Annotated in this window: 21 protein-coding genes; 16 read left to right on the plus strand and 5 right to left on the minus strand. The window is 71.4% G+C overall.

All coding sequences use genetic code 11. From position 1 onward, the window contains the following. Positions 1-9 precede the first annotated feature (9 nt). Positions 10-351: a hypothetical protein gene (locus KFLA_RS16095; protein WP_012920864.1), complete on the plus strand. Its 342-nt coding sequence runs from the start codon at positions 10-12 to the stop codon at positions 349-351. Between the two features lie 6 nt (positions 352-357). On the opposite strand, the gene KFLA_RS16100 is transcribed toward KFLA_RS16095, so the two are convergent. Next, on the minus strand, positions 358-1,245 hold the full coding sequence (locus KFLA_RS16100; protein WP_012920865.1) for a hypothetical protein: 888 nt from the start codon (positions 1,243-1,245) through the stop codon (positions 358-360). 101 nt (positions 1,246-1,346) lie between these two features. Here KFLA_RS16100 and KFLA_RS16105 point away from each other — a divergent pair, with 101 nt between their 5' ends. The 6 genes from KFLA_RS16105 to KFLA_RS39340 all read left to right on the plus strand — a co-directional run bounded on the left by KFLA_RS16105 (position 1,347) and on the right by KFLA_RS39340 (position 10,593). Continuing rightward, a complete protein-coding gene (locus KFLA_RS16105; RefSeq protein ID WP_012920866.1) occupies positions 1,347-5,372 on the plus strand; it encodes a type VII secretion protein EccC in 4,026 nt (1,341 codons plus the stop codon). Beyond that, the gene (locus KFLA_RS35645) at positions 5,369-5,788 is read left to right on the plus strand and encodes a hypothetical protein (protein ID WP_049797355.1); all 420 of its coding nucleotides are present in this window, start codon (positions 5,369-5,371) and stop codon (positions 5,786-5,788) included. Before KFLA_RS16105 ends, KFLA_RS35645 begins: the two co-directional genes overlap by 4 nt. Then, positions 5,781-6,827, plus strand: coding sequence for a DUF6177 family protein (locus tag KFLA_RS35650; RefSeq protein WP_049797356.1), 1,047 nt, complete (start codon positions 5,781-5,783; stop codon positions 6,825-6,827). Before KFLA_RS35645 ends, KFLA_RS35650 begins: the two co-directional genes overlap by 8 nt. Before the next feature lie 49 nt (positions 6,828-6,876). Next, on the plus strand, positions 6,877-8,202 hold the full coding sequence (gene eccD, locus KFLA_RS16115) for a type VII secretion integral membrane protein EccD (RefSeq protein ID WP_012920867.1): 1,326 nt from the start codon (positions 6,877-6,879) through the stop codon (positions 8,200-8,202). A gap of 9 nt (positions 8,203-8,211) precedes the next feature. After that, the gene (locus tag KFLA_RS16120) at positions 8,212-9,894 is read left to right on the plus strand and encodes a MinD/ParA family ATP-binding protein (protein ID WP_012920868.1); all 1,683 of its coding nucleotides are present in this window, start codon (positions 8,212-8,214) and stop codon (positions 9,892-9,894) included. Between the two features lie 162 nt (positions 9,895-10,056). Continuing rightward, positions 10,057-10,593: a Rieske (2Fe-2S) protein gene (locus tag KFLA_RS39340; protein WP_012920869.1), complete on the plus strand. Its 537-nt coding sequence runs from the start codon at positions 10,057-10,059 to the stop codon at positions 10,591-10,593. A gap of 72 nt (positions 10,594-10,665) precedes the next feature. Here the strand turns inward: KFLA_RS39340 and KFLA_RS16130 are convergent, their stop codons facing one another. Together KFLA_RS16130 and KFLA_RS16135 are read right to left on the minus strand one after the other, a co-directional pair. Continuing rightward, positions 10,666-12,000 carry a S8 family peptidase gene (locus KFLA_RS16130; RefSeq protein WP_012920870.1) on the minus strand — a complete coding sequence of 445 codons (1,335 nt, stop codon included), beginning with the start codon at positions 11,998-12,000 and terminating at the stop codon, positions 10,666-10,668. Positions 12,001-12,164: 164 nt separating this feature from the next. Next, entirely contained in the window at positions 12,165-12,593 is a 429-nt protein-coding gene (locus tag KFLA_RS16135) for a DUF6194 family protein (RefSeq protein ID WP_041289351.1), read from the minus strand. A gap of 95 nt (positions 12,594-12,688) precedes the next feature. Here KFLA_RS16135 and uvrC point away from each other — a divergent pair, with 95 nt between their 5' ends. The 3 genes from uvrC to KFLA_RS16150 are packed head-to-tail and all read left to right on the plus strand — an operon-like array spanning position 12,689 to position 16,538. Then, positions 12,689-14,734 carry an excinuclease ABC subunit UvrC gene (gene uvrC, locus KFLA_RS16140; protein WP_012920872.1) on the plus strand — a complete coding sequence of 682 codons (2,046 nt, stop codon included), beginning with the start codon at positions 12,689-12,691 and terminating at the stop codon, positions 14,732-14,734. Then, on the plus strand, positions 14,734-15,600 hold the full coding sequence (gene rapZ / locus KFLA_RS16145; RefSeq protein WP_012920873.1) for an RNase adapter RapZ: 867 nt from the start codon (positions 14,734-14,736) through the stop codon (positions 15,598-15,600). Before uvrC ends, rapZ begins: the two co-directional genes overlap by 1 nt. Beyond that, positions 15,597-16,538: a gluconeogenesis factor YvcK family protein gene (locus KFLA_RS16150; protein WP_041289352.1), complete on the plus strand. Its 942-nt coding sequence runs from the start codon at positions 15,597-15,599 to the stop codon at positions 16,536-16,538. Before rapZ ends, KFLA_RS16150 begins: the two co-directional genes overlap by 4 nt. 16 nt (positions 16,539-16,554) lie before the next feature. On the opposite strand, the gene KFLA_RS16155 is transcribed toward KFLA_RS16150, so the two are convergent. Together KFLA_RS16155 and KFLA_RS16160 are read right to left on the minus strand one after the other, a co-directional pair. Next, positions 16,555-17,412, minus strand: a complete 858-nt coding sequence (locus tag KFLA_RS16155) for a hypothetical protein (RefSeq protein WP_012920875.1) — start codon at positions 17,410-17,412, stop codon at positions 16,555-16,557. After that, positions 17,409-17,945 (minus strand): SigE family RNA polymerase sigma factor, encoded by a 537-nt coding sequence (locus KFLA_RS16160; protein WP_012920876.1) that lies wholly within the window; start codon positions 17,943-17,945, stop codon positions 17,409-17,411. Before KFLA_RS16160 ends, KFLA_RS16155 begins: the two co-directional genes overlap by 4 nt. 141 nt (positions 17,946-18,086) lie before the next feature. Between KFLA_RS16160 and whiA the strand changes: the two genes are divergently transcribed. From whiA to KFLA_RS16190, 6 genes are all read left to right on the plus strand, one after another. Beyond that, positions 18,087-19,070, plus strand: coding sequence for a DNA-binding protein WhiA (gene whiA, locus KFLA_RS16165; RefSeq protein WP_012920877.1), 984 nt, complete (start codon positions 18,087-18,089; stop codon positions 19,068-19,070). 229 nt (positions 19,071-19,299) lie between these two features. Then, positions 19,300-20,304, plus strand: coding sequence for a type I glyceraldehyde-3-phosphate dehydrogenase (gene gap / locus KFLA_RS16170; RefSeq protein WP_012920878.1), 1,005 nt, complete (start codon positions 19,300-19,302; stop codon positions 20,302-20,304). Positions 20,305-20,392: 88 nt separating this feature from the next. Continuing rightward, positions 20,393-21,595 carry a phosphoglycerate kinase gene (locus KFLA_RS16175; protein WP_012920879.1) on the plus strand — a complete coding sequence of 401 codons (1,203 nt, stop codon included), beginning with the start codon at positions 20,393-20,395 and terminating at the stop codon, positions 21,593-21,595. Between the two features lie 7 nt (positions 21,596-21,602). Then, positions 21,603-22,421: a triose-phosphate isomerase gene (tpiA, locus tag KFLA_RS16180; RefSeq protein ID WP_012920880.1), complete on the plus strand. Its 819-nt coding sequence runs from the start codon at positions 21,603-21,605 to the stop codon at positions 22,419-22,421. After that, the gene (gene secG / locus KFLA_RS16185) at positions 22,418-22,651 is read left to right on the plus strand and encodes a preprotein translocase subunit SecG (protein WP_012920881.1); all 234 of its coding nucleotides are present in this window, start codon (positions 22,418-22,420) and stop codon (positions 22,649-22,651) included. The genes tpiA and secG overlap by 4 nt, the downstream gene beginning before the upstream one ends. Before the next feature lie 16 nt (positions 22,652-22,667). Further along, positions 22,668-23,027: an RNA polymerase-binding protein RbpA gene (locus KFLA_RS16190; RefSeq protein WP_012920882.1), complete on the plus strand. Its 360-nt coding sequence runs from the start codon at positions 22,668-22,670 to the stop codon at positions 23,025-23,027. Positions 23,028-23,604 lie beyond the last annotated feature (577 nt).

The raw sequence follows: 23,604 nt of genomic DNA on the forward strand, positions 1-23,604 counted from the left end.
GACTGAACTGTGGCCGACGAGATCGAGATCGACCCGGGCACGCTGGCCCGCGCCCGCCAGGCGTTGGCGGACTGGATGAACGAGCACGAGGACGACGACGAGCCGCGCCTCGAGGCGGAGTCGTTCGAGGGCTGGCAGGTCTGGCCGGTCGAGGAGTTCCTGGTGTTCAGCTCTCCGGGTGGCTTCACGAACATGCTCTACCTGGTCGGCGAGGGCGTCGTTCGCGCCTTCTCGTACTCCAGCGAGACCGAGGAGTACGCCGCGGCCGCCGCGCGGGCCGAGCGCGACGGCACCGAGCCGCCGGCGCCGCCGGCGCCGGCGATCAGCTGGGAGAACTGGAACGACCAGTAGCGCGCCTCACGTCCGGCGGCGGCGCCAGAACGGGCTCTTCAGGGCCTTCGGCAGGGTGACCGACGGGGTGATGTCGAGGTCGACCGGGAGCTCGGCGAGCAGTTCGCCGACCAGCCAGTAGACGCCGGGGGAGCACGGGTCGACCGCGTCGGCGTGGGCCTTGGCGACCCAGTGGGCGAACTCGTCGACGCGGACCTGCATGTCGTCGCGGCGGTCGATCGGGCAAACGGCCAGCAGGTCGGTGGCCGGCAGGGCGAGCAGGGTGCCGCGGCCCTTGCCGCCGTTCGGGAGCGCCTGCTCGTGGTCGACCAGGGCCAGGCCGACGGTCTGGTCGCCGGGGCGGTGGAACATCCGGTACGGCGTACCGGGCACCTCCTGCAGGGTCAGCCCGGCCAGGCCGTTCAGGGTGAGCTCCAGGCCGGACGGGCTGCCGGGCAGGTGGAGGCCGTGCATCACCCGGCGGACCTGGGTGAGCCGGTGCCAGTCCGGGCCGCTCTGGATGCCGAAGACGATCTCGAAGTACCGGCCGAACGGCACGCTGAGACCGGCCAGCACGCTGTCGTACGCCGCCGACCAGCCCTGCGGCCGCAGCGTTACCCGCTGCCGCTCCGCGACCGCGCCGTACAGGTGCTCGTCGGTGGCGACACCGATCTCGTCGACGACCGCGCGCAGCCAGTCGTCGACGGTGCGCGGCCACAGGTGGTGAGGTTGCTCACGGCATCGATCGATCAGCTCCGTCAGCCCGACCTCGGCGCTCGAGGTCAGACCGCCGCGGCTCCAGCGCAGCTTGACGATCGGGCCCGCCGGGTCGAGCTCGGCGTCCGGCACCAGCACCGGCAGCAGGTCGGCGACGAGGTCCAGGACGTGCCGCCGGTCGAACGGTGTATCGGTCATCAGCAGTGAGCCGCCCCTCCACTAGAGTCCGGTGCAGCATGCCATCTGAGGCGTTCATGTCGTGCAGTCGAGGGGCCGGTCGGCTCAGCTGAGGAGAGACAGTGTCGACACGACTCGTGCACCGCCCGGCGCGGAGCACCCGGAGTATCGACACCGGGCAGCCGAGGGTCATCGAGACCCCGCCGCCCGGGGCACGGGGCAAGGCCGGCGGCGGCGCGATGCAGGCGCTGATGCCGGCGGTCGGCGTGCTCGGCTCGGTCGGGATGATGAGCACGATGCGGACCGGTACCTCCGCGGTGATCGGGGTCGGGGTGCTGGCGCTGACCGTGGTCGGCACGTTCGGGATGATGTTCTCCCAGCGCGGCCGGTCCGGCAAGGAGAGCCGCGAGCAGCGCAACCGGTACCTGGACTACCTGGAGCGGCTGCGCGAGGAGTTCGGCCGGATGGAGCGGCAGAACCGCAAGGCGGCGCTCGCGCTGAACCCGCCCGCCGACGCGCTGGTCGACTGTGTCCGCGACCCGGCCCGGCTCTGGGAGCGGCGGCGCAGCGACCCCGACTTCCTGCTGGTCCGCTGCGCGACCGGGCGGATGCCGGTGGTGCCGGCGACGCTGGCGGCGTCCGGCTCGATGATGGACCCGCCGGACCCGTTCATGCTGGCCGAGGCCGAGGCGCTGGCCCGCCGGTTCGCACTGATGCCCGACATGCCGCTGACCATCCCGCTGGACCTGGCCGGCAACGTGAGCATCGTCGGCGACCGCGACGGAGTGGTCCGGATCGCCCGCGCGCTGATGCTGCAGGCGGCGGTCTTCCACGCGCCGGAGGACCTGGAGTTCGCGGCGAGCTTCCCGCAGGCCGCGCTGGACCAGTGGCAGTGGGTCGGCTGGCTGCCGCACGCCGTCGACCCCGAGCGCCGCGAGGGCCCGCACCCGTTCCGCCGGATCGCGGCGAAGCCGGCGGAGCTGGCCGAGCTGATCCACGACGATCTCGCCTCCCGGGTCAAGCTGGCCAGTGAGGCCCGGCGTGGCTCGCTGGGCACGGACCAGCGGCGGATGATCCAGCGGATGCTGGTGCTGCACGACACGTACGGCGACGTCGCGACCGAGGTGACTCCGGCCGACCCGACGCTCGGCATCGGTGAGCTCGGCGTGACCGTGCTGCACCTGGTCCAGGACCGGATGCAGGAGCCCGGCAACGTGGCGATCCGGATCACCGTCCAGGAGGGCAGGGTCTTGGTCGAGGACCTGCGCGGCGGCGGCTACCTGACCGCCGAGGGACAGCTCGACGACACCCCGCTGGCGACCGCCGAGGGGCTGGCCCGGACGCTGGCTCCGCTGCGGCTGTCGGAGGAGTCGCTGGAGGAGGACGCGTCGCTGAAGACCGTCGACTTCATGAGCCTGCTGCAGATCGACGACCCGGGCAGCGTGGACCTGGAGCGGATGTGGGTGCCGCGGCACGAGCGTGCCTTCCTGCGGGTGCCGATCGGCCTGGACAGTCAGGGCCAGCCGGTCGTGCTGGACCTGAAGGAGTCCGCCCAGCTGGGCATGGGGCCGCACGGACTGTGCATCGGCGCCACCGGTTCCGGCAAGTCCGAGGTACTGCGGACGCTGGTGATGGGTCTGCTCGCGACGCACTCGCCCGAGGACCTGGCGATGGTGCTGATCGACTACAAGGGTGGTGCGACCTTCGCGCCGTTCGACGGCGTACCGCACGTGGCCGGCATCATCACGAACCTGGTCGACGACCCGAGCCTGACCGAGCGCGCGTACGCCAGCCTGGCCGGCGAGGTGCAGCGCCGCCAGCAGATGCTCAAGGACGCCGGCAACGTCGCGAACATCACCGACTACCGGTTGCTGCGCGAGCAGCGGCCGGAGATGCCGCCGTTCCCGCACCTGTTCGTGCTGATCGACGAGTTCGGCGAGCTGCTCACCGCGCGGCCGGACTTCATCGACCTGTTCTTGTCGATCGGCCGGATCGGCCGGTCCATCGGCGTGCACCTGCTGCTGGCCAGCCAGCGTGTCGAGGGCGGCAAGCTGCGCGGCCTGGAGACCTACCTGTCCTACCGGCTCGGTCTGCGCACGTTCTCCGAGGAGGAGAGCCGCACGGTGCTCGACACCGACGACGCGTTCCACCTGCCGCCCCTGCCGGGCTTCGGCTACCTGAAGGTCGACACCAGCGTGTACCAGCGGTTCCGCGCCGCATACGTGTCCGGGCCGTACAAGGGCCGGGTGGCGGCCGAGGAGGAGAAGGAGAACGACGGTCCGGCGGTCCGCCCGTACCTCGTCACGCCGTACCAGCAGCCCGATCTGGAGCAGCTGGCGGCCGAGGACGAGAAGAAGGACGACGAGGACGACTCGACCGAGCGCACCACCGGCCCGACCGTGCTCGGCGTGTTCGTCGAGCAGGTGAAGCCCGCCGCCACCCCGGTGCCGCAGGTCTGGCTGCCGCCGCTGCCGAAGATGTGCACGCTGGACCAGGTCGGCGGCCCGGTCGACATCACCGCGGAGCGCGGGCTCCAGTACGCCGTACCGAACCCGGCGATATCGCCGCCGATCGGTGTCGTCGACGACCCGCGCAAGCAGAGCCAGAGCGTGCTCCGGCTCGACCTCACCCAGGCGGGTGGCCACTGCGCGCTGATCGGTGGCCCGGCGTCGGGCAAGACGACGTTCCTGCGCACGCTGGTCACCTCGCTCGCGCACAGCTACACGCCGAAGGAGGTCGCGATCTACGCGATCGACTTGGCCGGTGGTGGTCTGCAGCCGCTGGCCGACCTGCCGCACGTCGGCGGGGTGGCGATCCGCACCGACCGCGAACGCATCCGGCGCACGCTCGAGGAGGTCCGCGGCATGCTGGACCAGCGCGAGATCGTCTTCCGCGACCGCGGCATCGACACGATGGAGCGGCTGCGGGCGATGCACGCGGCCGGCGAGGTGCCGGAACTGCCGGTCGCCGACGTGGTGCTGGTGCTGGACAACTACGGCGCGATCAAGACCACCTTCGACGAGCTCGAGGAGCCGATCGCGGACCTGGTCCAGCGCGGCAGCAGCTACGGCATCCACCTGGTCACCGCGATGCTGCGCTGGAGCGACGTGCGGATGGCGACGCAGGCACTGTTCGGCACGGTGCTGGAGCTGCGGCTGAACGACCCGTCCGACTCCAACATCGACCGCCGGCTGCAGGAGACGATGCGCAACGCCGGTCCCGGCCGGGTGCTCACGCCGCGGAACAAGCTGTTCGCGCAGCTCGCCCTGCCGCGGGTGGACAGCCTGCTCCAGGACGACGACCTGAGCGAAGCGATGCAGGGCCAGGCGCTCGCGCTGAGCTCCGCCTGGCAGGGGCCCGTCGCGCCGCCGGTGCGGGTGCTGCCGCTGCGGCTGGAGCGGCGTACGATGCCGACCCCGCAGCAGGAGCCGGTCCGGGTCCCCATCGGGCTCGACGAGACCGCGATGGCGCCGGTGCTGCTCGACCTGTTCGAGCGCGACGGCAACCTGGTCATCTTCGGCGACACCGCGTCCGGCAAGACGAACCTGCTGAAGCTGATCATGCAGCAGCTGGTCGACCGGTACAGCTCCGACGAGGTCGTCTTCGCCGTGATGGACCCCCGCCGTGGCCTGCGCGGCTTCCTGCCGGACGCCTACCTGGGCGGCTACGCGACCAGTGGCCGGGTCGGCGCCGGGCTGGCCGGGGGAGTGTCCGGTGAGCTGGAGAAGCGGCTGCCGGACGACCTCAACGACGCCGCACCGCCACCGGTGGCCGGCCCGAAGGTGATCGTGGTCGCCGACGACTACGACCTGCTCACCAGCGGTGGCCAGGCGCCGATGGACCCGTTCCTGCCCTACATCGCGTCCGGCCGGGACATCGGCCTGCACTTCGTGATCGCCCGGCGGGCGTCCGGCGCGGGCCGGGCCCTGTACGAACCGTTCCTGACCACCGTGACGGAGTCCGGCACCGCCGGCCTGGTGCTGTCGGGCGACAAGAGCGAGGGCGCGCTGTTCACCGGTGCGACGCCGGGCAACTTCCCGGCCGGCCGCGGCTTGTTCGTGCGCCGCGGTGAACGGCCGTCGCTGATCCAGACCGCACTGGCGGACGGAACCGTGTCCGCCGCCGAGGCAGAAGGCGGAGTGAAGTGAGCTACGACGTGGTGGCGCTGATCGACGGCAGGCCGTCGTACCAGGACGTGCTCGCGGGCATGATGGCCGCGGGCCCGGACTGGCTGGTGCGCGAGGTGTCCGACGGGGCCGTGCTGCAGCTGTGCGACGCCGAGGGTGCGCCGCTGGCCTCGCTGGAGGCGCCGATCCTGATCCAGGTCCCCGGCGAGGTCGAGCGGCTGCTCGGCCCCGAGCTGGCCGGCACCGCCACCCCGGTGTGGTGGATGGAGGTCCGGGCCAACCCGCAGAGCGGCGGCCCGGCGCTGGCCGACCGGTACGCCGAGAAGCTGGTCGAGCGGCTCGGCGGCCGGGTCTGGAAGCCGGCCCCGCCGCCGTTCGACCCGCCCACGCCGCGCACCCCGGCCGCCCAAAACAATGCTGGAGGCAACAATGCCTAACCCGGTCGAGCTCAGTCCGGCGATCGACGTCCGGACCGGCAAGGTCGTCGTGATCATGCAGGACCGCCCGGTGGTCGGCATGTCCGCGTGGCTGGTGGACGCACTGGCCGCCGCCGAGGCCGCGGGGCTCGGGGTGCAGCTGGTCACCCCGGCGACCACCCGGCTGACCTTCAACGTCCGGACCACCCTGTTCAGCGGCTACGAGTCGCGCTGGGTGGTGACCGAACCGAACGGCGAGGGCGCGTACGACGGCCTGGGCGGCTCGAAGCTGCAGTGGAACGGCGAGATGTTCGCCGCGGTCGCCGCCGGCGAGCAGGACAAGGTCGACATGAGCCCGACCTTCGCCACGGTCGACCTCGAGCTGCCCTGGCAGTTGCTGGTCACCGCACGGGTCCGGTACCAGGCGCTGGAGTCGACCGTGGTCGGCAAGGCCGCCGAGCAGCTGTTCACGGACCTGACCGGTACGGCGCCGGCCGGCTGGGGCACCGCCGAGCCGGTCACCCAGCCGTGGAACGTCGGCCGGCTGACCGCGTACTGCCGGCGGCGGGCGCCGAAGCCGACCTGGTTGTCGGTGGTCGGCGGTCCGGACGGGCTGAGCGCCTCGGGGTCGGTGGAGATCCACCGCCGGCCGGCCGGGCTGGAGGAGGTCGTCACGTTCGCCGTCGCCACGCCGGACGGACTGCCCACCCCGGACGCCGTGCAGCAGGTCGGCGAGCGGCTCGCCGACGCGTTCACGCTGGTCTCGTTCTTCGCGCAGGGCGCCCGGGGCAACGGCGTCGACACCAACGCGATGCCGCACTGGACCGGCGTTCCGGCGCCGATGGCGATGGCCGTCGGCAACGAGGCGCTGCGGGGTGCCGGCGCGGAGAAGGCGCTGGACCTGACCGGGGTCGCCGAGATCACGCCGGTGAAGATCGGCCCGGCCGCGTCGCCCGCGGTGTGGTACCCGATCGGGGACGGCAAGAGCCAGCTGGACTGGAACGTCTACAGTGCGTTGCTCGGCCGGCTGGTACCGCCGGGCGCGCCGGCGCGCGGCTGAACCGCGCGGTACTTCGCTAGTTGTCGTGACGATCAGAGAGGTGTGACGGGTGGCTGCGGTCTACAGCCGGGTGACGATCATCGGGCGGCAGCGTCAAATGGACGCCGTACTGCCGGTCGACGAGCCGCTGGGCCGGCTGATGCCGGACCTGCTGCGGATGCTCGGCGAGCCGATCGATCCGTCGCCCCGGCGCCGGTACCTCACCACGCCCACCGGGCAGACGGTCTCGCTGGAGCTGACGCTCGGCTCGGCGCAGATCGGTGACGGGGCGGTGCTCCGGCTGGCCGCCGAGGGCGAGGTACCGCCACCCCCGACCGTGTACGACGTGGCCGAGGAGGCGGTGGACGACCTCGAGCGGCGCGGCACCACCTTCCAGCGCAAGCACCGGCACTGGGCGGCCGGCGCCGCGCTGACCTTCGCCCTGCTGGCCGGAGCGATCGCACTGGTCCGCTCGGCCGAGCCGGACGTGGCCGCGTTCATCGTGCTGGTCGTCGCGATCGTCACCGGCCTCGGCGGCGTCGTGCTCGGCCGGGCCGGGCAGCGGGCCACCGCGATCACCCTGCTGGTGGTGACGCCGATCCTGCTGGCCATCGTGGCCTGGTCGCTCGGCGTCTCCGAGGACTGGTCGACGCCGATGCGCTGGGGTGTCACCGCGCTCGGGCTGGCGCTCGGCCCGCTGCTGTTCGCGATGGCCGGGCTCGCCGGCGGCGGCCTGGTGGGCGGCGGTACGGCGATGCTCTTCGCGCTGATCTGGATCATCGGTGTCGCGGCCGGTGTCTCCGCGGACAAGCTGAGCGCACTGATCGCGGTGGTCGCCGTGCTACTGCTCGGTGTGCTGCCCCGGCTCGCGCTGTCCATGTCCGGCCTGACGGCGCTGGACGATCGCCGGGCTCGCGGTAACGAGATCGGCCGCCCGGACGTGGAGGCCGCGCTGAACGCGGCGCACGTCGGTCTCGCCCTGTCCGCGACGGCGATCGCGCTCTGGTCCGCCGCCGCAGGTGTGGTGCTGGCGCTGCACGGTTCGGCCTGGACGGTGAGCATCGCTGCGCTGCTCGCGCTGCTGCTGTGTTCGCGCTCGCGGCTGTACCCGCTCGCGGCGGAGGTGCTCGGGCTGTTCCTTGCGGCCGGTGTCGTGCTCGCCGCACTGGTCCAGGATCTGTCCCAGCAGCCGGTGGGTGGCACACTGGTCGCAGTCGGACTGCTCGTGGTGGTGGCGATGGTCGGTGCCTTCGGCCTGACCTGGACACCGCAGGACCACGTCCAGGTTCGGCTCGGCCAGGTGCTGGACCAGCTCCAGGTGCTGGCCGTGGTGGCGCTGGTCCCGTTGGTGCTCGGAGCTTTCGGGGTGTTCAGCGATCTGCTCGACGTCTTCTGATCGGATGGTATGACCGGGCCGAACTGGCAGGCGGACATGATGGCCCGCCTCGACGACGAGTCGGCGACGGCTGCCGCGCCGCCGGAGAGTCCTGCCGGTGCGGGACAGCCTCCGGTCCAGCAGCCTGCGCCGGAGCCGACGATGCCGCCGCCGCCCGCGCCGGTCGGTGCAGGTTGGGGTGCGCCTGTTCCTCCGCAGGAGCAGCAACCGCAGTACACAAACCAGTCCCCGCACCAGCCGCAGTACCAGGCTCAGCAGCAGTGGCAACAGCCAGCGCCGCCGCAGGGGCCTTACCAGGAACAGCAGTGGCAGCAGCCGCCGCAGTCCTACGGGCCGCCGCAGCAGCAGGCGCCGTACTACCCGCCTCAGCAGTACGCGCCGCCGCCTGAGCAGCAGTATCAGTATCAGCAGCCGGCGCCGCCGTATCCGCAGTACCAGCAGCCGCCGGTGCAGCAGTACGAGCCGCAGGGGCCGCCGCCGTACCAGCAGGCTCCGGCGTACGAGCAGCCGCCGTACGGGGCGGTGCCGCCTGCGCCGTACCAGGAGCAGTACGCGCCGCCGCCCCCGCAGTACCCGCCGCAACCCCAGCAATACGGGCCGCCGCCGCAGCAGCAGTATCAGGCTGCGCAGCAGCAGGCGTACCAGCCTCCGCCGCAGCAGTATCCGCAGCCGCAACCGCCCGCCTACGACCCGAACTACGGCCCGCCGGCGCAGTACCAGCAGGGCTACGAGCAGCCGCCCGTCGGCGACGGCAGCTGGAACGCGCCGGCGCCGCAGGAGCCGACCGGCTGGGACACGCCGATGCCGGACGGCGGTCCGGGCCCGCAGGCCTACACCCCGTCGTACCAGGACCCGCTGGCCGGACCGTTGCCGGTGGCATCGGACTCGGTGGGCCTGCAGCACGAGGACCGGCCGGGCGGCTTCTTCCGCCGGATCGGGCGGTTCGCGGCCGAGGCGGCCTACATCGCCGGCGCGTCCGGCCGGATGCAGCGCGACGTCGAGAACATCGCGGTGATCCGGCGCCCGATCGGCATCGGCCGGATGATCGGAGTGGTCGGGCCGGTCCCGCAGGCCGGCACGTCGACGGTGACCGCGCTGCTCGCCGACACGATCGCCGCGCAACGCAGCGACATCGTGCTCGCCGTCGACGCGTGCCCGCGGGAGGGCAAGCTGACCCACCGGCTCGCCCAGGGCATCACCAGTACGCCAGGAGCACGGATCCAGCTCGCCCGGGCCGAACCGACCGCCGACGCGATCAGCGACGTACTGGCCGCCCGCAACGTCGGCGGCGCGAACCAGATCCCGATCTCGCTCGTCGACTGCCCGGCCGGCCTGTTCGAGCAGGCCACCGGGTACGTCGCAGGTTCTGCGCACGCGGTCGCCCTGGTCATCCCGTCGTCCCGCGACGACGCGCTGAGCAGCATCAACCAGCTCGACCAGCTCAGCGTCGCCGGCCAGCAGATGCTGGTGCAGAAGGGCCTGGTGATCATCGCGGAGAACCGCCCGGACGACCCGGAGCCGGTCCGCTGGCTGCAATCGGCCGTGTCGGACCGTGGCCTCGGCTACGTGGTGCTGCCGTACGACGAGCACCTGGCGCGGGTCTGGCCGCTGCGTCCGGAGCAGCTCGAACCGGCGACCCGGCGCGCTGCCCTGGAGCTCGCCGCGCGGCTGGTCGAGCGCGCGACGCGCTGATCCGTCCGCACCGCCCCTCAGGCCGGCGCGCCCGGCCTGATCTGAACCGTTCTGCCGCTCGCGTCGTTCATCGAGGTGTGGCCCGATGTGCCTGGATCGGGTAGAACTGCAAGTAGCAGAGCGTTCAACTACTTTCGCACCAGCTCCTGGAGGTCCAGACTCATGAGCGACGACAAGACGGCCAACCTCGACCGGGTGATCGCCTCGGTACGGGACCGCAGATCGGTCCTGCGCGGCGCCGCCGTGGCCGGGCTCGCCGGCGTGAGCGCGCCGTTGCTGGCGGCGTGCGGCGACGACGGCCAAGCCGGTGGTACGCCGTCCGGCGCCGCCTCCAGCCCGACCTCGGCGCCCTCCTCGGCTCCGTCGTCGGCCCCGTCGTCGGCGCCGTCATCGGCCCCGAGCGCGGGTGGACCGGTGCTCGGGCCGGCCGCGGACGTACCGGTCGGCGGTGGCGCGGTGTTCAAGGAGGCGAAGGTCGTCGTGACCCAGCCGACGGCCGGGCAGTACAAGGGGTTCAGCGCGGTCTGCACGCACAGCGGGTGCCTGGTGGCGAAGGTCGCTGACAACACGATCGACTGCAACTGCCACGGCAGCAAGTTCAACGCGACCGACGGCAGCGTGGTGACCGGGCCGGCCCGCGAGCCGCTGGCCGCGGTGAACGTGTCGGTGCAGGGCGGCAACATCGTCGGCTCGGCCTGACGAACGGGGGAAAGGCCCGGCCGGAAACGGCCGGGCCTTTCGGGTGTCCTGCGGGGATGCCGGTCGCGCGGATCAGCGCGGAGCCGGCGCCGAGGTCGGCGTGCCGGTCGGCGTCGGCGACGTCGTCGGGGAGGGGGTGGGCGTCGGCGTCGGAGTGGGCGTCGGGGTGGGGGTGGGCGTCGGCGTGGTGGGCGGCTCGAACGGGCCGAGGAACAGCAGGCGGTTCGGCGAGTTCGCGCCGGGGTTCTGGACCTCGTCCGGGGTCGCGGTCTCGAGCAGCGCCTTGCTCACCTCGGCGGGTGTCGCCTCGGGATGCGTGCTCAGGTACAGCGCGATCACCCCGGCGACGTGTGGCGCGGCCATCGACGTACCGCTCATCGTGCGGGTCGCCTCCGGGTCGTTGATCGCGACCGAGGTGATCTCGACGCCCGGTCCGGACAGGTCGACGCAGCTGCCGTAGTTGGAGAACTTCGGCCGGGTGTCCTCCCGGTCGGTGGCGCCGACGGTGATCGCCAGCGGCTCGCGGGCCGGCGAGACGTTGCAGGCGTCGGTGCTCTCGTTGCCGGCGGCCACCGCGTAGCTGATCCCGGACTCGATCGAGGCCCGGACCGCCGCGTCGGTGGCGTCGTCGATGCTGCCACCGAGGCTGAGGTTGGCCACCGCCGGCTTCTTGGCGTTGGCCGTCACCCACTCGATGCCCGAGACCACCGTCTCGGTGGTGCCGGAGCCGATGCAGTTCAGCACCCGGACGCCGTACACCTTGGCCTGCTTGGCGACGCCGTACGTCGTACCGGCGATGGTGCCGGCGACGTGGCTGCCGTGGCCGGCGCAGTCGACGCCGTTCTGGCCGTCGCCGATGGTGTCGGTCCCGACCGACGCCCGGCCGCCGAAGTCCTTGTGCTCGGGGTAGATGCCGGTGTCGATCACGTAGACGCTGACGTTGTCCGCGGCAACGGACGGGGTGAACTTGCGGTCCAGCGGCAGCTCGCGCTGGTCGGTCCGGTCCAGGCCCCACGGCGGATCGTCCTGCTTCGCCGTGAACACCTGGTTCTGCTGGACGTAGGCGACCTGCGGATCGCGCGCGACGTTCTCGGCCTGCTCCGGGGTCATCGCGGCGGAGAAGCCGCGCAGCGAGGACCGGAACTCCTTGCGCACGGTCAGGTCGTACGCGGTCGCCAGACTCCGGGTGGTGGCCCTGGTCATCGCCGCCGACGGGTTGCCGGCCAGCACGACGATGTAGGTACCGGGCACCGCCGCCGGGCTGCCGGCGCCGCGGATCAGCGGCTCGGAGCGCTCGGTCGTCGGTGCCTCGCGCGCGGTGGCCGGCGCGGCGCCGAGCACGGGCACCAGGAGCAACGCGGCCCCCGCCACGGCCGTGGCTCGGAACGGGATGTTGAACGGCGTCATCGGCTGGACTCCTCGTCGGCAGTTCGGTCGTCACCCGGGGACGAGGCTAGAACCGGCGCGGCCGCCGGGCGTGGCGTCGGTCGCGGCAGTGGGCAAGCCGTAACACGATCTCCGCCGGGCCGAAAGACAGCCCGCGCCTTGCCCGGCGGCGATCCCGCGACGGGTCAGGACCGCGTGCGAGCCCGGTGGTTGGCGTGCCTGCGGACGGCGAACCGGTACGCCGCCTGGATCATCGGTGCCAGGTCGGCGACCGTGCGGTCCGACGGCGACAGCACGCAGATCCAGTGCTGCGGGGTGTAGACTGGGTGCGGCATGACGGTGTCGAGAGCGGTGAAGTCGAGATCGGCCGGGGGAGTGGGGAACAGGTCCAGGTAGTCGGCTTTCGGCAGGCCGAGATTCAGCCGGTAGACGCCCGGGCGGTCCAGGTTCGAGGCGCTGTCGTACCCGTCGGAGGTGACCACGGTCGCGTACGGCAGCTGCCGTTCGGGCGGCAGGTCGCCGTCCGGGTCGTACACGAAGAAGGTGTCCCCGTTGGCCTGGAGTGCCCGGACGCCGGGCCCGGTCAGCTGCCCGATCAGTTGGTCGATATCCATGCCTTCAAGTCTGTCATTGAACCTGCAATGAAGACTTTTGCGCATCAGACCCCGTCCCGGCGGGCGTTGTCGGCGGGGCGAACTAGGGTGGTGAGGTGGCTGATCCGTCGTCCTACCGCCCTGCTCCGGGCTCCATCCCCGACTCGCCCGGGGTGTACCGCTTCAGTGACTCCGCCGGCCGGGTGATCTACGTCGGCAAGGCGAAGAACCTGCGCGCCCGGTTGTCGTCGTACTTCCAGGACCTGGCGAACCTGCACCCCCGGACCCAGTCGATGGTGACCACCGCCGCGAAGGTGGACTGGACCGTGGTCGGCACCGAGGTGGAGTCGCTGCAGCTGGAGTACTCCTGGATCAAGGAGTACGACCCGAGGTTCAACGTGAAGTACCGGGACGACAAGTCCTACCCGTGGCTGGCGATCACCCTCAACGAGGACTACCCGCGGGTGATGGTCGGCCGCGGCCAGAAGAAGAAGGGCATCCGGTACTTCGGCCCGTACAGCCACGCCTGGGCGATCCGGGAGACCGTCGACCTGCTGCTGCGGGTCTTCCCGATGCGCTCGTGCAGCAAAGGCGTGTTCAACCGGCACCGCCAGATCGGCCGGCCCTGCCTGCTCGGTTACATCGGCAAGTGCGCCGCGCCGTGCACCGGCCAGGTCAGCCAGGAGGAGCACCGCAGGATCGTCGAGGACTTCTCCGCCTTCCTGTCCGGCCAGACCGCGACGTACGTGCGCCGGCTGGAGAAGGAGATGAAGGCGGCCGCCGCCGAGCTGGAGTACGAGCGGGCCGCGAAGATGCGCGACGACCTGGCCGCGCTGGAGAAGGCGCTGGCCAAGAACGCGGTGGTGCTCGGCGACGGCACCGACACCGACGTGGTCGCGCTGAGCGAGGACCCGCTCGAGGTGGCCGTGCAGATCTTCTACGTGCGCGGCGGCCGGATCCGCGGCCAGCGCGGCTGGATCGCCGACAAGGCCGACGGCACCGCGACCACCGGCGACCTGGTCTCCCGGTTCATCCAGCAGATGTACGCCGGTGAGGCGGCCGACGCGATCCCGCGCGAGATCCTGGTCCCGGTGGTGCCGGACGACGAGGCCGCGCTGACCGAGTGGCTGTCGCAGCTGCGCGGGTCGCGGGTCGCGATCCGGGTCCCGCAGCGCGGCGACAAGAAGGCGCTGATGGAGACCGTCGAGCGCAACGCGCTGCAGACGCTGACCATGCACAAGACCAAGCGGGCCAGCGACCTGACCACCCGCAACCAGGCCCTGGAGGAGATCCAGGCCGCGCTCGACCTGCCCGAGGCTCCGCTGCGGCTGGAGTGCTACGACGTGTCCAACCTGCAGGGCACCGAGGTGGTCGCCTCGATGGTCGTGTTCGAGGACGGCCTGCCGCGCAAGAGCGAGTACCGGCGGTTCGTGATCCGCGGTGTCGAGGGCCAGAACGACGTCGCCTCGATCGCCGAGGTGCTGACCCGGCGGTTCAAGCGGCTGCTGGACGAGCGGGCGACGCTGACCGGCGACCCGGCCGCCGACGGCGCCGACGAACCGGACGCGGCGGCGGCCTTGATCGACCCCGAGACCGGCCGAGCGAAGAAGTTCTCCTACGCGCCGGGCCTGGTGGTCGTCGACGGCGGCCCGCCGCAGGTCGCGGCCGCCCGGCAGGCGATGGACGAGCTGGGCCTCGGCGACATCCCGGTCTGCGGCCTGGCCAAGCGGCTGGAGGAGGTCTGGCTGCCCGACGAGCAGGACCCGGTGATCTTCTCCCGGACCTCCGAGGGGCTCTACCTGCTCCAGCGGCTGCGCGACGAGGCACACCGGTTCGCGATCACCCACCACCGCAACCGCCGGTCGAAGTCGATGGTGGAGAGCGTGCTCGACGACGTACCGGGGCTCGGCGAGGTGCGGCGCAAGACCCTGCTGCGGCACTTCGGTTCGTTGCGCAAACTGCGGGAGGCGACCGTCGACGAGGTGGCCGGGCTGCCCGGCTTCGGACGCCGGACGGCCGAGTCGGTGGTCGTCGCGGTGAACGCTGTGGCAACGAAGGCCGACACCGGCCGGGCGCCGTCGGTGAACACCGCCACGGGCGAGATACTGGACGACGACGGACCGGGGCCCGCCGGTCCGCCGAACGGGGAGAACCGAAACTGATGGACGAGTCGAGCGGCAACCTGGTCATCGTGTCCGGCATGTCCGGCGCGGGACGGAGTTCGGTCGCGGACGTGCTGGAGGACCTCGGCTGGTTCGTGGTCGACAACCTGCCGCCGATGTTCCTGACCACGATCGTGGAGCAGGTCGTCGGCACCGGCGCCTCGCCCCGGCTGGCGGTGGTGGTCGACGTCCGGACCGGCATGTTCTTCGACGAGCTCGGCGCGGCCATCCAGGACCTGCGCACCAAGGGGTACCGGCCGCTGACCCTGTTCCTGGAGGCGTCCGACGACGTGATCGTGCGCCGCCAGGAGAGCGTGCGCCGGCCGCACCCGCTGCAGGGCGAGGGCCGGCTGCTGACCGGGATTCAGCGGGAGCGCGAGCTGCTCGGCGACATCCGGGCCGGCGCCGACCTGGTGATCGACACCTCGAACCTGAACATCCACCAGCTCGCCGCGAAGATCGTGAACGCCTTCGGCGACGAGGAGAACGCCGAGCTGCGGGCCACCGTGGTGTCGTTCGGTTTCAAGTACGGCATCCCGGTCGACGCCGACGTGGTCGCCGACATGCGCTTCGTGCCGAACCCGTACTGGCAGCCCGACCTGCGCCCGATGACCGGCCAGGACCGGCCTGTGTCAGACTTCGTGCTCGGCCATCCGCTGGCCCAGCAGTTCCTGCAGAACTACGTGGACGTGCTGGACACCCTGCGGACCGGCTACCTGAACGAGGGCAAGCGGTTCGTCACGGTCGCGATCGGCTGCACCGGGGGTAAGCACCGGAGCGTCGCCATGGCCGAGGAGATCGGCAAGCGGCTGCGGGAGAAGGGGTCACCGACCTTGGTGGTGCACAGGGATCTGGGGCGGGAGTGACGAGATCTCCCCGAGTCGTGGCGCTGGGTGGCGGGCACGGTCTCGCCGCGTCGCTGTCCGCCCTGCGGCAGGTGACCGACCAGCTGACCGCGGTCGTCACGGTCGCCGACAACGGCGGATCGTCGGGCCGGCTGCGCACTGAGCTGGGGGTGCTGCCGCCGGGTGACCTGCGAATGGCGCTGGCCGCGTTGTGCCGCGACGACGAGTGGGGCCGCACCTGGGCCGACGTGCTGCAGCACCGGTTCCGCAGTGACGGCGCCCTGCACGACCACGCGGTCGGCAACCTGCTGATCGTCGCGCTCTGGGAACTGCTCGGCGAGGCCGTCGACGGGCTCGACTGGGTCGCCCGGCTGCTCGGCGCCCAGGGCCGGGTGCTGCCGATGTCGTCGGTCCCGCTGGACATCACCGCGCGGGTGCTCGGCCTGGATCCGCTGCACCCCGAGGCGATCAGCGAGATCCGCGGGCAGACCGAGGTCGCCACCACCAACGGCCACGTCGTCGACGTCGCGCTCGACCCGGCCGACCCGCCGGCCTGCCCGGAGGCGCTGGTCGCCGTCGCGGAGGCCGACTGGGTCGTTGTCGGTCCGGGGTCGTGGTTCACCTCGGTGATTCCCAACCTGCTGGTCCCGGCGTTGTGCCGCGGGCTGGAGCAGACCAGCGCGCGGCGCGTGCTGACGCTGAACCTCGGCGAACAGATCGGCGAGACCGACGGCTTCTCCCCGGAGACCCACCTCGAGGTGCTCGCCGCGCACGCGCCCGAGCTGCGCATCGACGTGGTCCTGGCCGACCAGGACCACGTGCCCGACCCGGAGTCGTTACGCCGTACGGCAAGCTCGCTCGGTGCCGAGCTGGTGGTCGCGGACATCGCCGACGACCAGCGCCAGCTCCACCACGACCCGGCGAAGCTGGCGAAGATCTACCGCGAGATCTTCCAGTAGCGGGCGTCGCCGCCGGCTACTTCTTGGCGAAGATCGGGGTGCGCTCGAACGTCTTGCCGCCCGGAACGCCGGCCTGGTCGGGCTGGAACGGGTTGGCGTCGAAGCGGGCGACCTCGCGACCCCGCGCGTCCGAGAAGACCGCCCAGATCGGCGCCATCGGGTCTCCGACGGTGGTCCGGGTCGAGTACCACAGGAAGAACCCGTCGCGGATGACCGCCGGGGACACCACGCCGTCGACGGTCCGGAACTCGATCTTGGCGATGCCGGGCGGGACGACGCCCTTCGCGCCGTACCGGTCGGCGTAGACGACGTACGGCTTGTCGGCGGTGACCGACTGCCGCAGGTAGTCGTCGCCCGGGGAGGCGACACCCGGCTCGGCGTTGTCGAGGCAGTACGCGTAGCGCTTGCGGTCGGGGGAGACCAGGATCGCGTGGAACCAGCTGCCGGTGCCCTGGGTCACCGCCACGGTCCAGTTGCTGATCGGGTCGGAGCCCCCGCCGGCGGCCTTCTGCGAGCCCTGCTGGTAGTTGCGGTCCTGCGGCTTGCAGCGTGCGACCACCTGCGCGGCGGACAGCGTGCTCTGCGGCAGTTGCTTGTCCGGCAGGACCTTGCCGGTCTTGGCGTCCATGGTCACCGTGGTCGGGGACGCCGGAAGTCCCAGGCCGGCCACCGGGGGGTTGCTCGGCTGCCCGGGCCAGACGGCGACGGCGGTGGCGACGCCGGCCACCGCGACGGCGCCGGCCGCGACCGCGCCGGCCCGGCGGATCCGCTGCCCGCGGCGGCCACGGCGTACGACGTCGTCCACGGAGTGCCGCAGCGGCTGGGCCGAGTCGTCGGCGGCGTCGGACAGCAGGTCTTCGATCTCGGTGCTCACAACAGGACCTCTTTCTTGTGATCGGCCGGTGCGGCGGTGCCGGTGCCCGGCCGGTGCAGCTGTTCGCGCAGTGCCGCGAGTCCCCGGGAGGTCTGGCTCTTGACCGCGCCGGTCCCGATGCCGAGCACCTGCGCGGTCTCCTCGATGCTCAGGTCCGCGTAGTGCCGCAGGACCACGCAGGCCCGTTGCCGCGGCGCGAGCCGGGCCAGCGCCTCGATCACCAGCAACCGGTCGTCGACCGTGCGGGCGGGGTCGGGCAGCGGCTGGTCCGGGACCTCGTCGTCGAGGAACTCCCGGCGCCACGGCCGCTTGGCCTGGTCGAGCACCACCGACACCACGGCCCGGTGGGCGTAGGTGTTGAGCCCGGCGTGGTGGTCCAGCCGGTCCCAGGCGCGGTACACCCGGACGAGCGCGTCCTGGGCCGCGTCCTCGGCCCGGTGCCAGTCGCCGCACATCAGGTACGCCGTCCGGCGCAACCGGCGGAGCGCCGCGGCGGCGAACTCGGTGAAGTCCGCCTCACTGCGTCGTCGCATCGTCGCTCCTCTCGGGGTGTCGGAAGAGGAACGACACCCGGCCCCGGAAAGGTTGCCACGACCCGTAACACCGACCGCGGCGGGGGAGTTGGACCGGGTACCGGCCGGAGGGTCTTTGACAGCAGTGGGAGGATTTCGTACATGGCGATGACTGCACAGGTGAAGTCCGAGCTGACCAGCATCCAGGTCACGAAACCCTGCTGCCGCAAGGCCGAGGTCTCGTCCGTACTCCGGTTCGCCGGCGGCCTGCACCTGGTGTCCGGCCGGATCGTGGTCGAGGCCGAGCTGGACAGCGCCCGGGCCGCCCGGCGGCTGCGCAAGGACATCGCCGAGATCTTCGGCCACCCGTCGGAGGTCGTGGTCATCTCCCCGTCGGGAATCCGCAAGCAGACGAAGTACGTCGTCCGGGTGGTCCGTGACGGCGACGCGCTGGCCCGCCAGACCGGCCTGGTCGACAACCGCGGCCGCCCGGTCCGTGGGCTGCCGCCGGCGGTGGTGTCGGGGGCCTCCTGCGACGCGGTGGCGGCCTGGCGCGGCGCGTTCCTGGCGCACGGCTCGCTGACCGAGCCCGGCCGGTCCTCGTCGCTCGAGGTGACCTGCCCCGGGCCGGAGGCCGCGCTCGCGCTGGTCGGTGCGGCCCGGCGGCTCGGCATCGGCTCCAAGGCCCGCGAGGTGCGCAACGTCGACCGCGTGGTGATCCGCGACGGCGACGCGATCGGCGCCCTGCTGACCCGGCTCGGCGCGCACGAGTCGGTGCTGGCCTGGGAGGAGCGCCGGATGCGCCGCGAGGTCCGCGCGACGGCGAACCGGCTGGCCAACTTCGACGACGCGAACCTGCGCCGCTCGGCCCGCGCGGCGGTCGCGGCCGGCGCCCGGGTGGAGCGCGCGCTGGAGATCCTCGGCGACGACGTCCCGGACCACCTGCAGGTGGCCGGCAAGCTGCGCCTGGAGCACAAGCAGGCCAGCCTCGAGGAGCTCGGCCAGCTGCACGAGCCGGCTCTCACCAAGGACGCGGTGGCCGGCCGGATCCGCCGCCTGCTGGCGATGGCCGACAAGCGCGCCGCCGACCTCGGCATCCCCAACACCGAGGCCAACCTGACCCCCGACATGCTCGACCCGGCCTGATCCGGCCGCCGCCGTAGCGCCGCGGCTTCACCAGCAGAATCACTGGTATTCACCGCACGACCCCGGACGATCTCCGGGGTCGTGGTGCGTCGGGGTGGTCTGCTCGGTGGGCTACCGGCCGGTCCGGCTGGTCTGATGTGGACGGTACCAGTGGATCAAGTGGGCTGTTGGGCTAGTGTTTCGGCTGTAGCGGCAGTGCTCGACAGCTAGTTTGAGGAGACGTAGTCCCGTGACCGTACGCGTAGGTATCAACGGCTTCGGCCGAATCGGCCGTAACTTCTTCCGCGCCGTGCAGGCGTCCGGTGCCGACATCGAGGTCGTCGCCGTCAACGACTTGACCGACAACCAGACCCTCGCCCACCTGCTGAAGTACGACTCGATCCTGGGCCGCTTCCCGGGCGAGGTCACCGCGACCGAGTCCGACATCACCGTCGCCGGGCACAGCTTCAAGGCGTTCGCCGAGCGCGACCCCGCCAACCTCAAGTGGTCGGACGTGGGCGCCGACGTGGTGATCGAGTCCACCGGCTTCTTCACCGACGCCACCAAGGCCAAGACGCACGCCGACAACGGCGCCAAGAAGGTCATCATCTCCGCCCCGGCGAAGAACGAGGACCTGACCGTGGTGATGGGCGTGAACCACGAGCTGTACGACGCCGACCAGCACACGGTCATCTCGAACGCGTCCTGCACCACGAACTGCCTCGCCCCGATGGCCAAGGCCATTCACGACGAGTTCACCATCCAGCAGGGCCTGATGACCACGATCCACGCCTACACCCAGGACCAGAACCTGCAGGACGGCCCGCACAAGGACCTGCGCCGCGCCCGCGCCGCCGCGCTGAACATCGTGCCGACCTCGACCGGCGCCGCGAAGGCGATCGGCCTGGTGCTGCCCGAGCTCAAGGGCAAGCTGGACGGCTACGCGCTGCGCGTCCCGGTGCCGACCGGTTCGGCCACCGACCTGACCATCACCGTCGGCCGGGAGACCTCGGTCGAGGAGGTCAACGCTGCCGTCAAGGCCGCGGCCGAGGGTGCGCTCAAGGGCTACCTGCGCTACACCGAGGACGAGATCGTCTCCAGCGACATCGTCACCGACCCGGCCTCCTGCATCTTCGACGCCGGGCTGACCAAGGTGCTCGGCAACCAGGTCAAGGTCGTCGGCTGGTACGACAACGAGTGGGGCTACTCCAACCGCCTCGTCGACCTGGTCAACTACGTCGGCGCCTCGCTCTGACGTTCTCCCCACCACAGTGCGTCCGAAGAACCCTGGCCGGTAGCGCAGGTTCTTCGGACGCTCGCGGTTTGCCGAAGGAAACTCGACTGTGAAGACGATGGAAGATCTGGGGGACGTGGCCGGCCTGCGGGTGCTGGTGCGCTCCGACCTGAACGTGCCGATCAAGGGCGACGAGATCGGCGACGACGGCCGCATCCGCGCCTCGCTGCCGACCCTGCTCACGCTGGCCAAGGCCGGCGCCAAGGTGATCGTGACCGCGCACCTCGGCCGTCCCAAGGGCACGGCGAACCCGGAGTTCACGCTGGCCCCGGTCGCCCGGCGGCTCGGTGAGCTGCTGCAGCCCGAGGGTGTCACCGTGCGGTTCGCCACCGACGTGACCGGCGAGAGCGCGCAGGAGGCGGTGCAGGAGCTCGACGAGGGCGAGGTGCTGCTGCTCGAGAACGTGCGGTACGACCCGCGTGAGGAGAGCAAGGACGAGGCCGAGCGCGGGGCGCTGGCCGACGAGCTGGCCGGTCTGGCCGACCTGTTCGTCAGCGACGGCTTCGGCGTCGTGCACCGCAAGCAGGCCAGCGTGTACGACGTGGCCCGCAAGCTGCCGCACGCGGCCGGCGGCCTGGTGCTCGCCGAGGTCGAGGTGCTGAAGAAGCTCACCGAGAGCCCGGAGCGCCCGTACGTCGTCGTACTGGGCGGCGCGAAGGTGTCGGACAAGCTCGCGGTGATCGACAACCTGCTGGCCAAGGCCGACAAGCTGCTGATCGGCGGCGGCATGGTGTTCACCTTCCTCAAGGCCCAGGGCCACGAGGTCGGCAAGAGCTTGCTCGAGGAAGACCAGCTGGACACGGTCAAGGGCTACCTGGACGCCGCGAAGGCCAAGGGCGTCGAGATCGTGCTGCCGACCGACATCGTGGTCGCGCCCGAGTTCAAGGCCGACGCGCCCGCCACCGTGGTCGCCGCCGACGCGATCCCGGCCGACCAGCTCGGTCTGGACATCGGCCCGGAGTCCGGCCAGGCGTTCGCCGCGGAGATCGCGGCCGCGAAGACCGTGTTCTGGAACGGCCCGATGGGTGTGTTCGAGATGGCGGCGTTCGCCGGCGGAACCAAGGCCGTGGCGAAGGCGTTGACCGAGGTGGACGGCCTCAGTGTCGTCGGTGGCGGCGACTCGGCGGCCGCCGTACGGCAGCTGGGCTTCGCGGACGACCAGTTCGGGCACATCTCCACCGGAGGTGGCGCGTCGCTGGAATACCTGGAGGGCAAGGAGCTCCCAGGTCTCGCTGTGCTGGAAGAGGAGTAACCAAGGAATGGCTGGCTCTGAGATTTCGGCTGCTCGTACGCCGTTGATGGCGGGCAACTGGAAGATGAACGTCAACCACGTCGAGGCCGTGCACCTGCTGCAGAAGCTGAGCTGGACGCTGCAGGACAAGAAGCACGACTTCGAGCGGGTCGAGGTCGCGGTGCTGCCGCCGTTCACCGACATCCGCAGCGTGCAGACGCTCGTCGACGGCGACCGGATGAAGATCGTGTACGGCGCGCAGGACGTGTCGGTGCACGACGAGGGCGCCTACACCGGCGAGATCTCGGCGGCGATGCTGACCAAGCTCGGCTGCACCTACGTGCTGGCCGGTCACTCCGAGCGCCGGCAGTACCACGGCGAGGACGACGCGCTGGTGAACGCCAAGGCCACCAAGGCGCTGGCGGCCGGGCTCGTCCCGATCGTCTGCGTCGGCGAGGGCCTCGAGGTCCGTAAGGCCGGCGAGCACGTCGCGCACACGCTGGCCCAGGTCGACGGCGCGCTGGCCGGGCTCAAGCCGGACGACGTGCGCAAGGTCGTCATCGCCTACGAGCCGGTGTGGGCGATCGGCACCGGCGAGGTGGCCACACCCGAGGACGCGCAGGAGGTCTGCGCCGCGATCCGGGGCCGGCTGGAGGAGTCGATCTCACCCGCCGTGGCCGACGCGGTACGGATTCTGTACGGGGGGTCGGTGAAGATGAGCAGCGCAGGTGGCATCATGTCCCAGCCGGACGTCGACGGCTGCCTGGTCGGGGGTGCGAGCCTCAAGGTGGACGAGTTCGCCGGTATCTGCCGTTACCTGGACCTTCAGTTAGGCTACTCCTCGTGATTCTCGCTTTTCAGATCGTCGTGATCATCTGCAGCCTGATCCTGACGCTGCTCGTGCTGCTGCACAAAGGCCGCGGTGGCGGTCTGTCGGACCTGTTCGGTGGCGGTGTGTCGTCCAACCTGGGCGGCTCCTCCGTCGCGGAGCGGAACCTGGACCGGATCACCATCGCGGTCGGTCTGATCTGGTTCGCGGCCATCGTCGCTCTCGGCCTGCTGTACAAGCTCGGCTGAGAGGGGAGTAGCTCCCGTGGCTGGTGGTGGCGGTGCAATTCGTGGTAGCCGGGTCGGTGCCGGGCCGATGGGCGAGGCGGAGCGCGGTGAGTCCGCGCCCCGGCAGCGCATCGTGTTCTTCTGTGCCAACGGTCACGAGACCGCGACGGTGTTCGCGGTCGAAGCGGCCATCCCGGAGGCGTGGGACTGTCCACGGTGCGGTCTGCCGACCAGCACCGACGTGAACAACCCACCCCCGCCCCCGAAGATCGAGCCCTACAAGACGCATCTGGCGTACGTGAAGGAGCGGCGCAGCGAGCAGGAGGCCGCCCAGATCCTCGAAGAGGCCCTGGAACGCCTGCGCGCCCGCCGCGCCGGCGGCGAGATCCTCTTCTAGCACGACGACCGAGCACCCGGGCAGTCCCCACGGACCGCCCGGGTGTTCGCGTTGCCACCCGGCGTACCGGGCCTGCGTAGGCCCGGCGTACCTGGCCCTGCGTAGGCCGGGCGTACCTGGCCCTGCGCAGGCCTGGCGTACCTGTTCCCGCGTAGGCTGGACGTACCTGGCCCTGCGTACGCCCTCGGCCCGCGAACGCCGGACGTCCCCCCGGCACGAGAACGCCGGACGCCCCAGGAACGCGACCGCGCAGCTGCCGCCGAGGTCGGTGGGCCCGCGTCGGCGTACCGCTCCTGCTGCCGCATCTGAGGGGTTAACCCTCGAGGTACAGGGTTGGCCTACCAGATTCTGATGGGTCAACCCTGCGTTTGGCGGGTTAACCCGCGAGAGTCGGCGGGCGGATGGTGCCGGTGGAGGTTCCGGTGTCTGAGGGGTTAACCCGTGAGGTGTGGGGTTGGCCCGCCAGATTCCGGTGGGTCAACCCTGCACTTGAGGGGTTAACCCCCGAGTACGACGCGCTGGCTGGACCGCCGGCTGGGCTCCGGAGAGAGAGTCGCTGGGTGGAGGCGGCCGATGC

The sequence above is a fragment of the Kribbella flavida DSM 17836 genome, assembly GCF_000024345.1.
GTDB classification, from domain to species: domain Bacteria; phylum Actinomycetota; class Actinomycetes; order Propionibacteriales; family Kribbellaceae; genus Kribbella; species Kribbella flavida.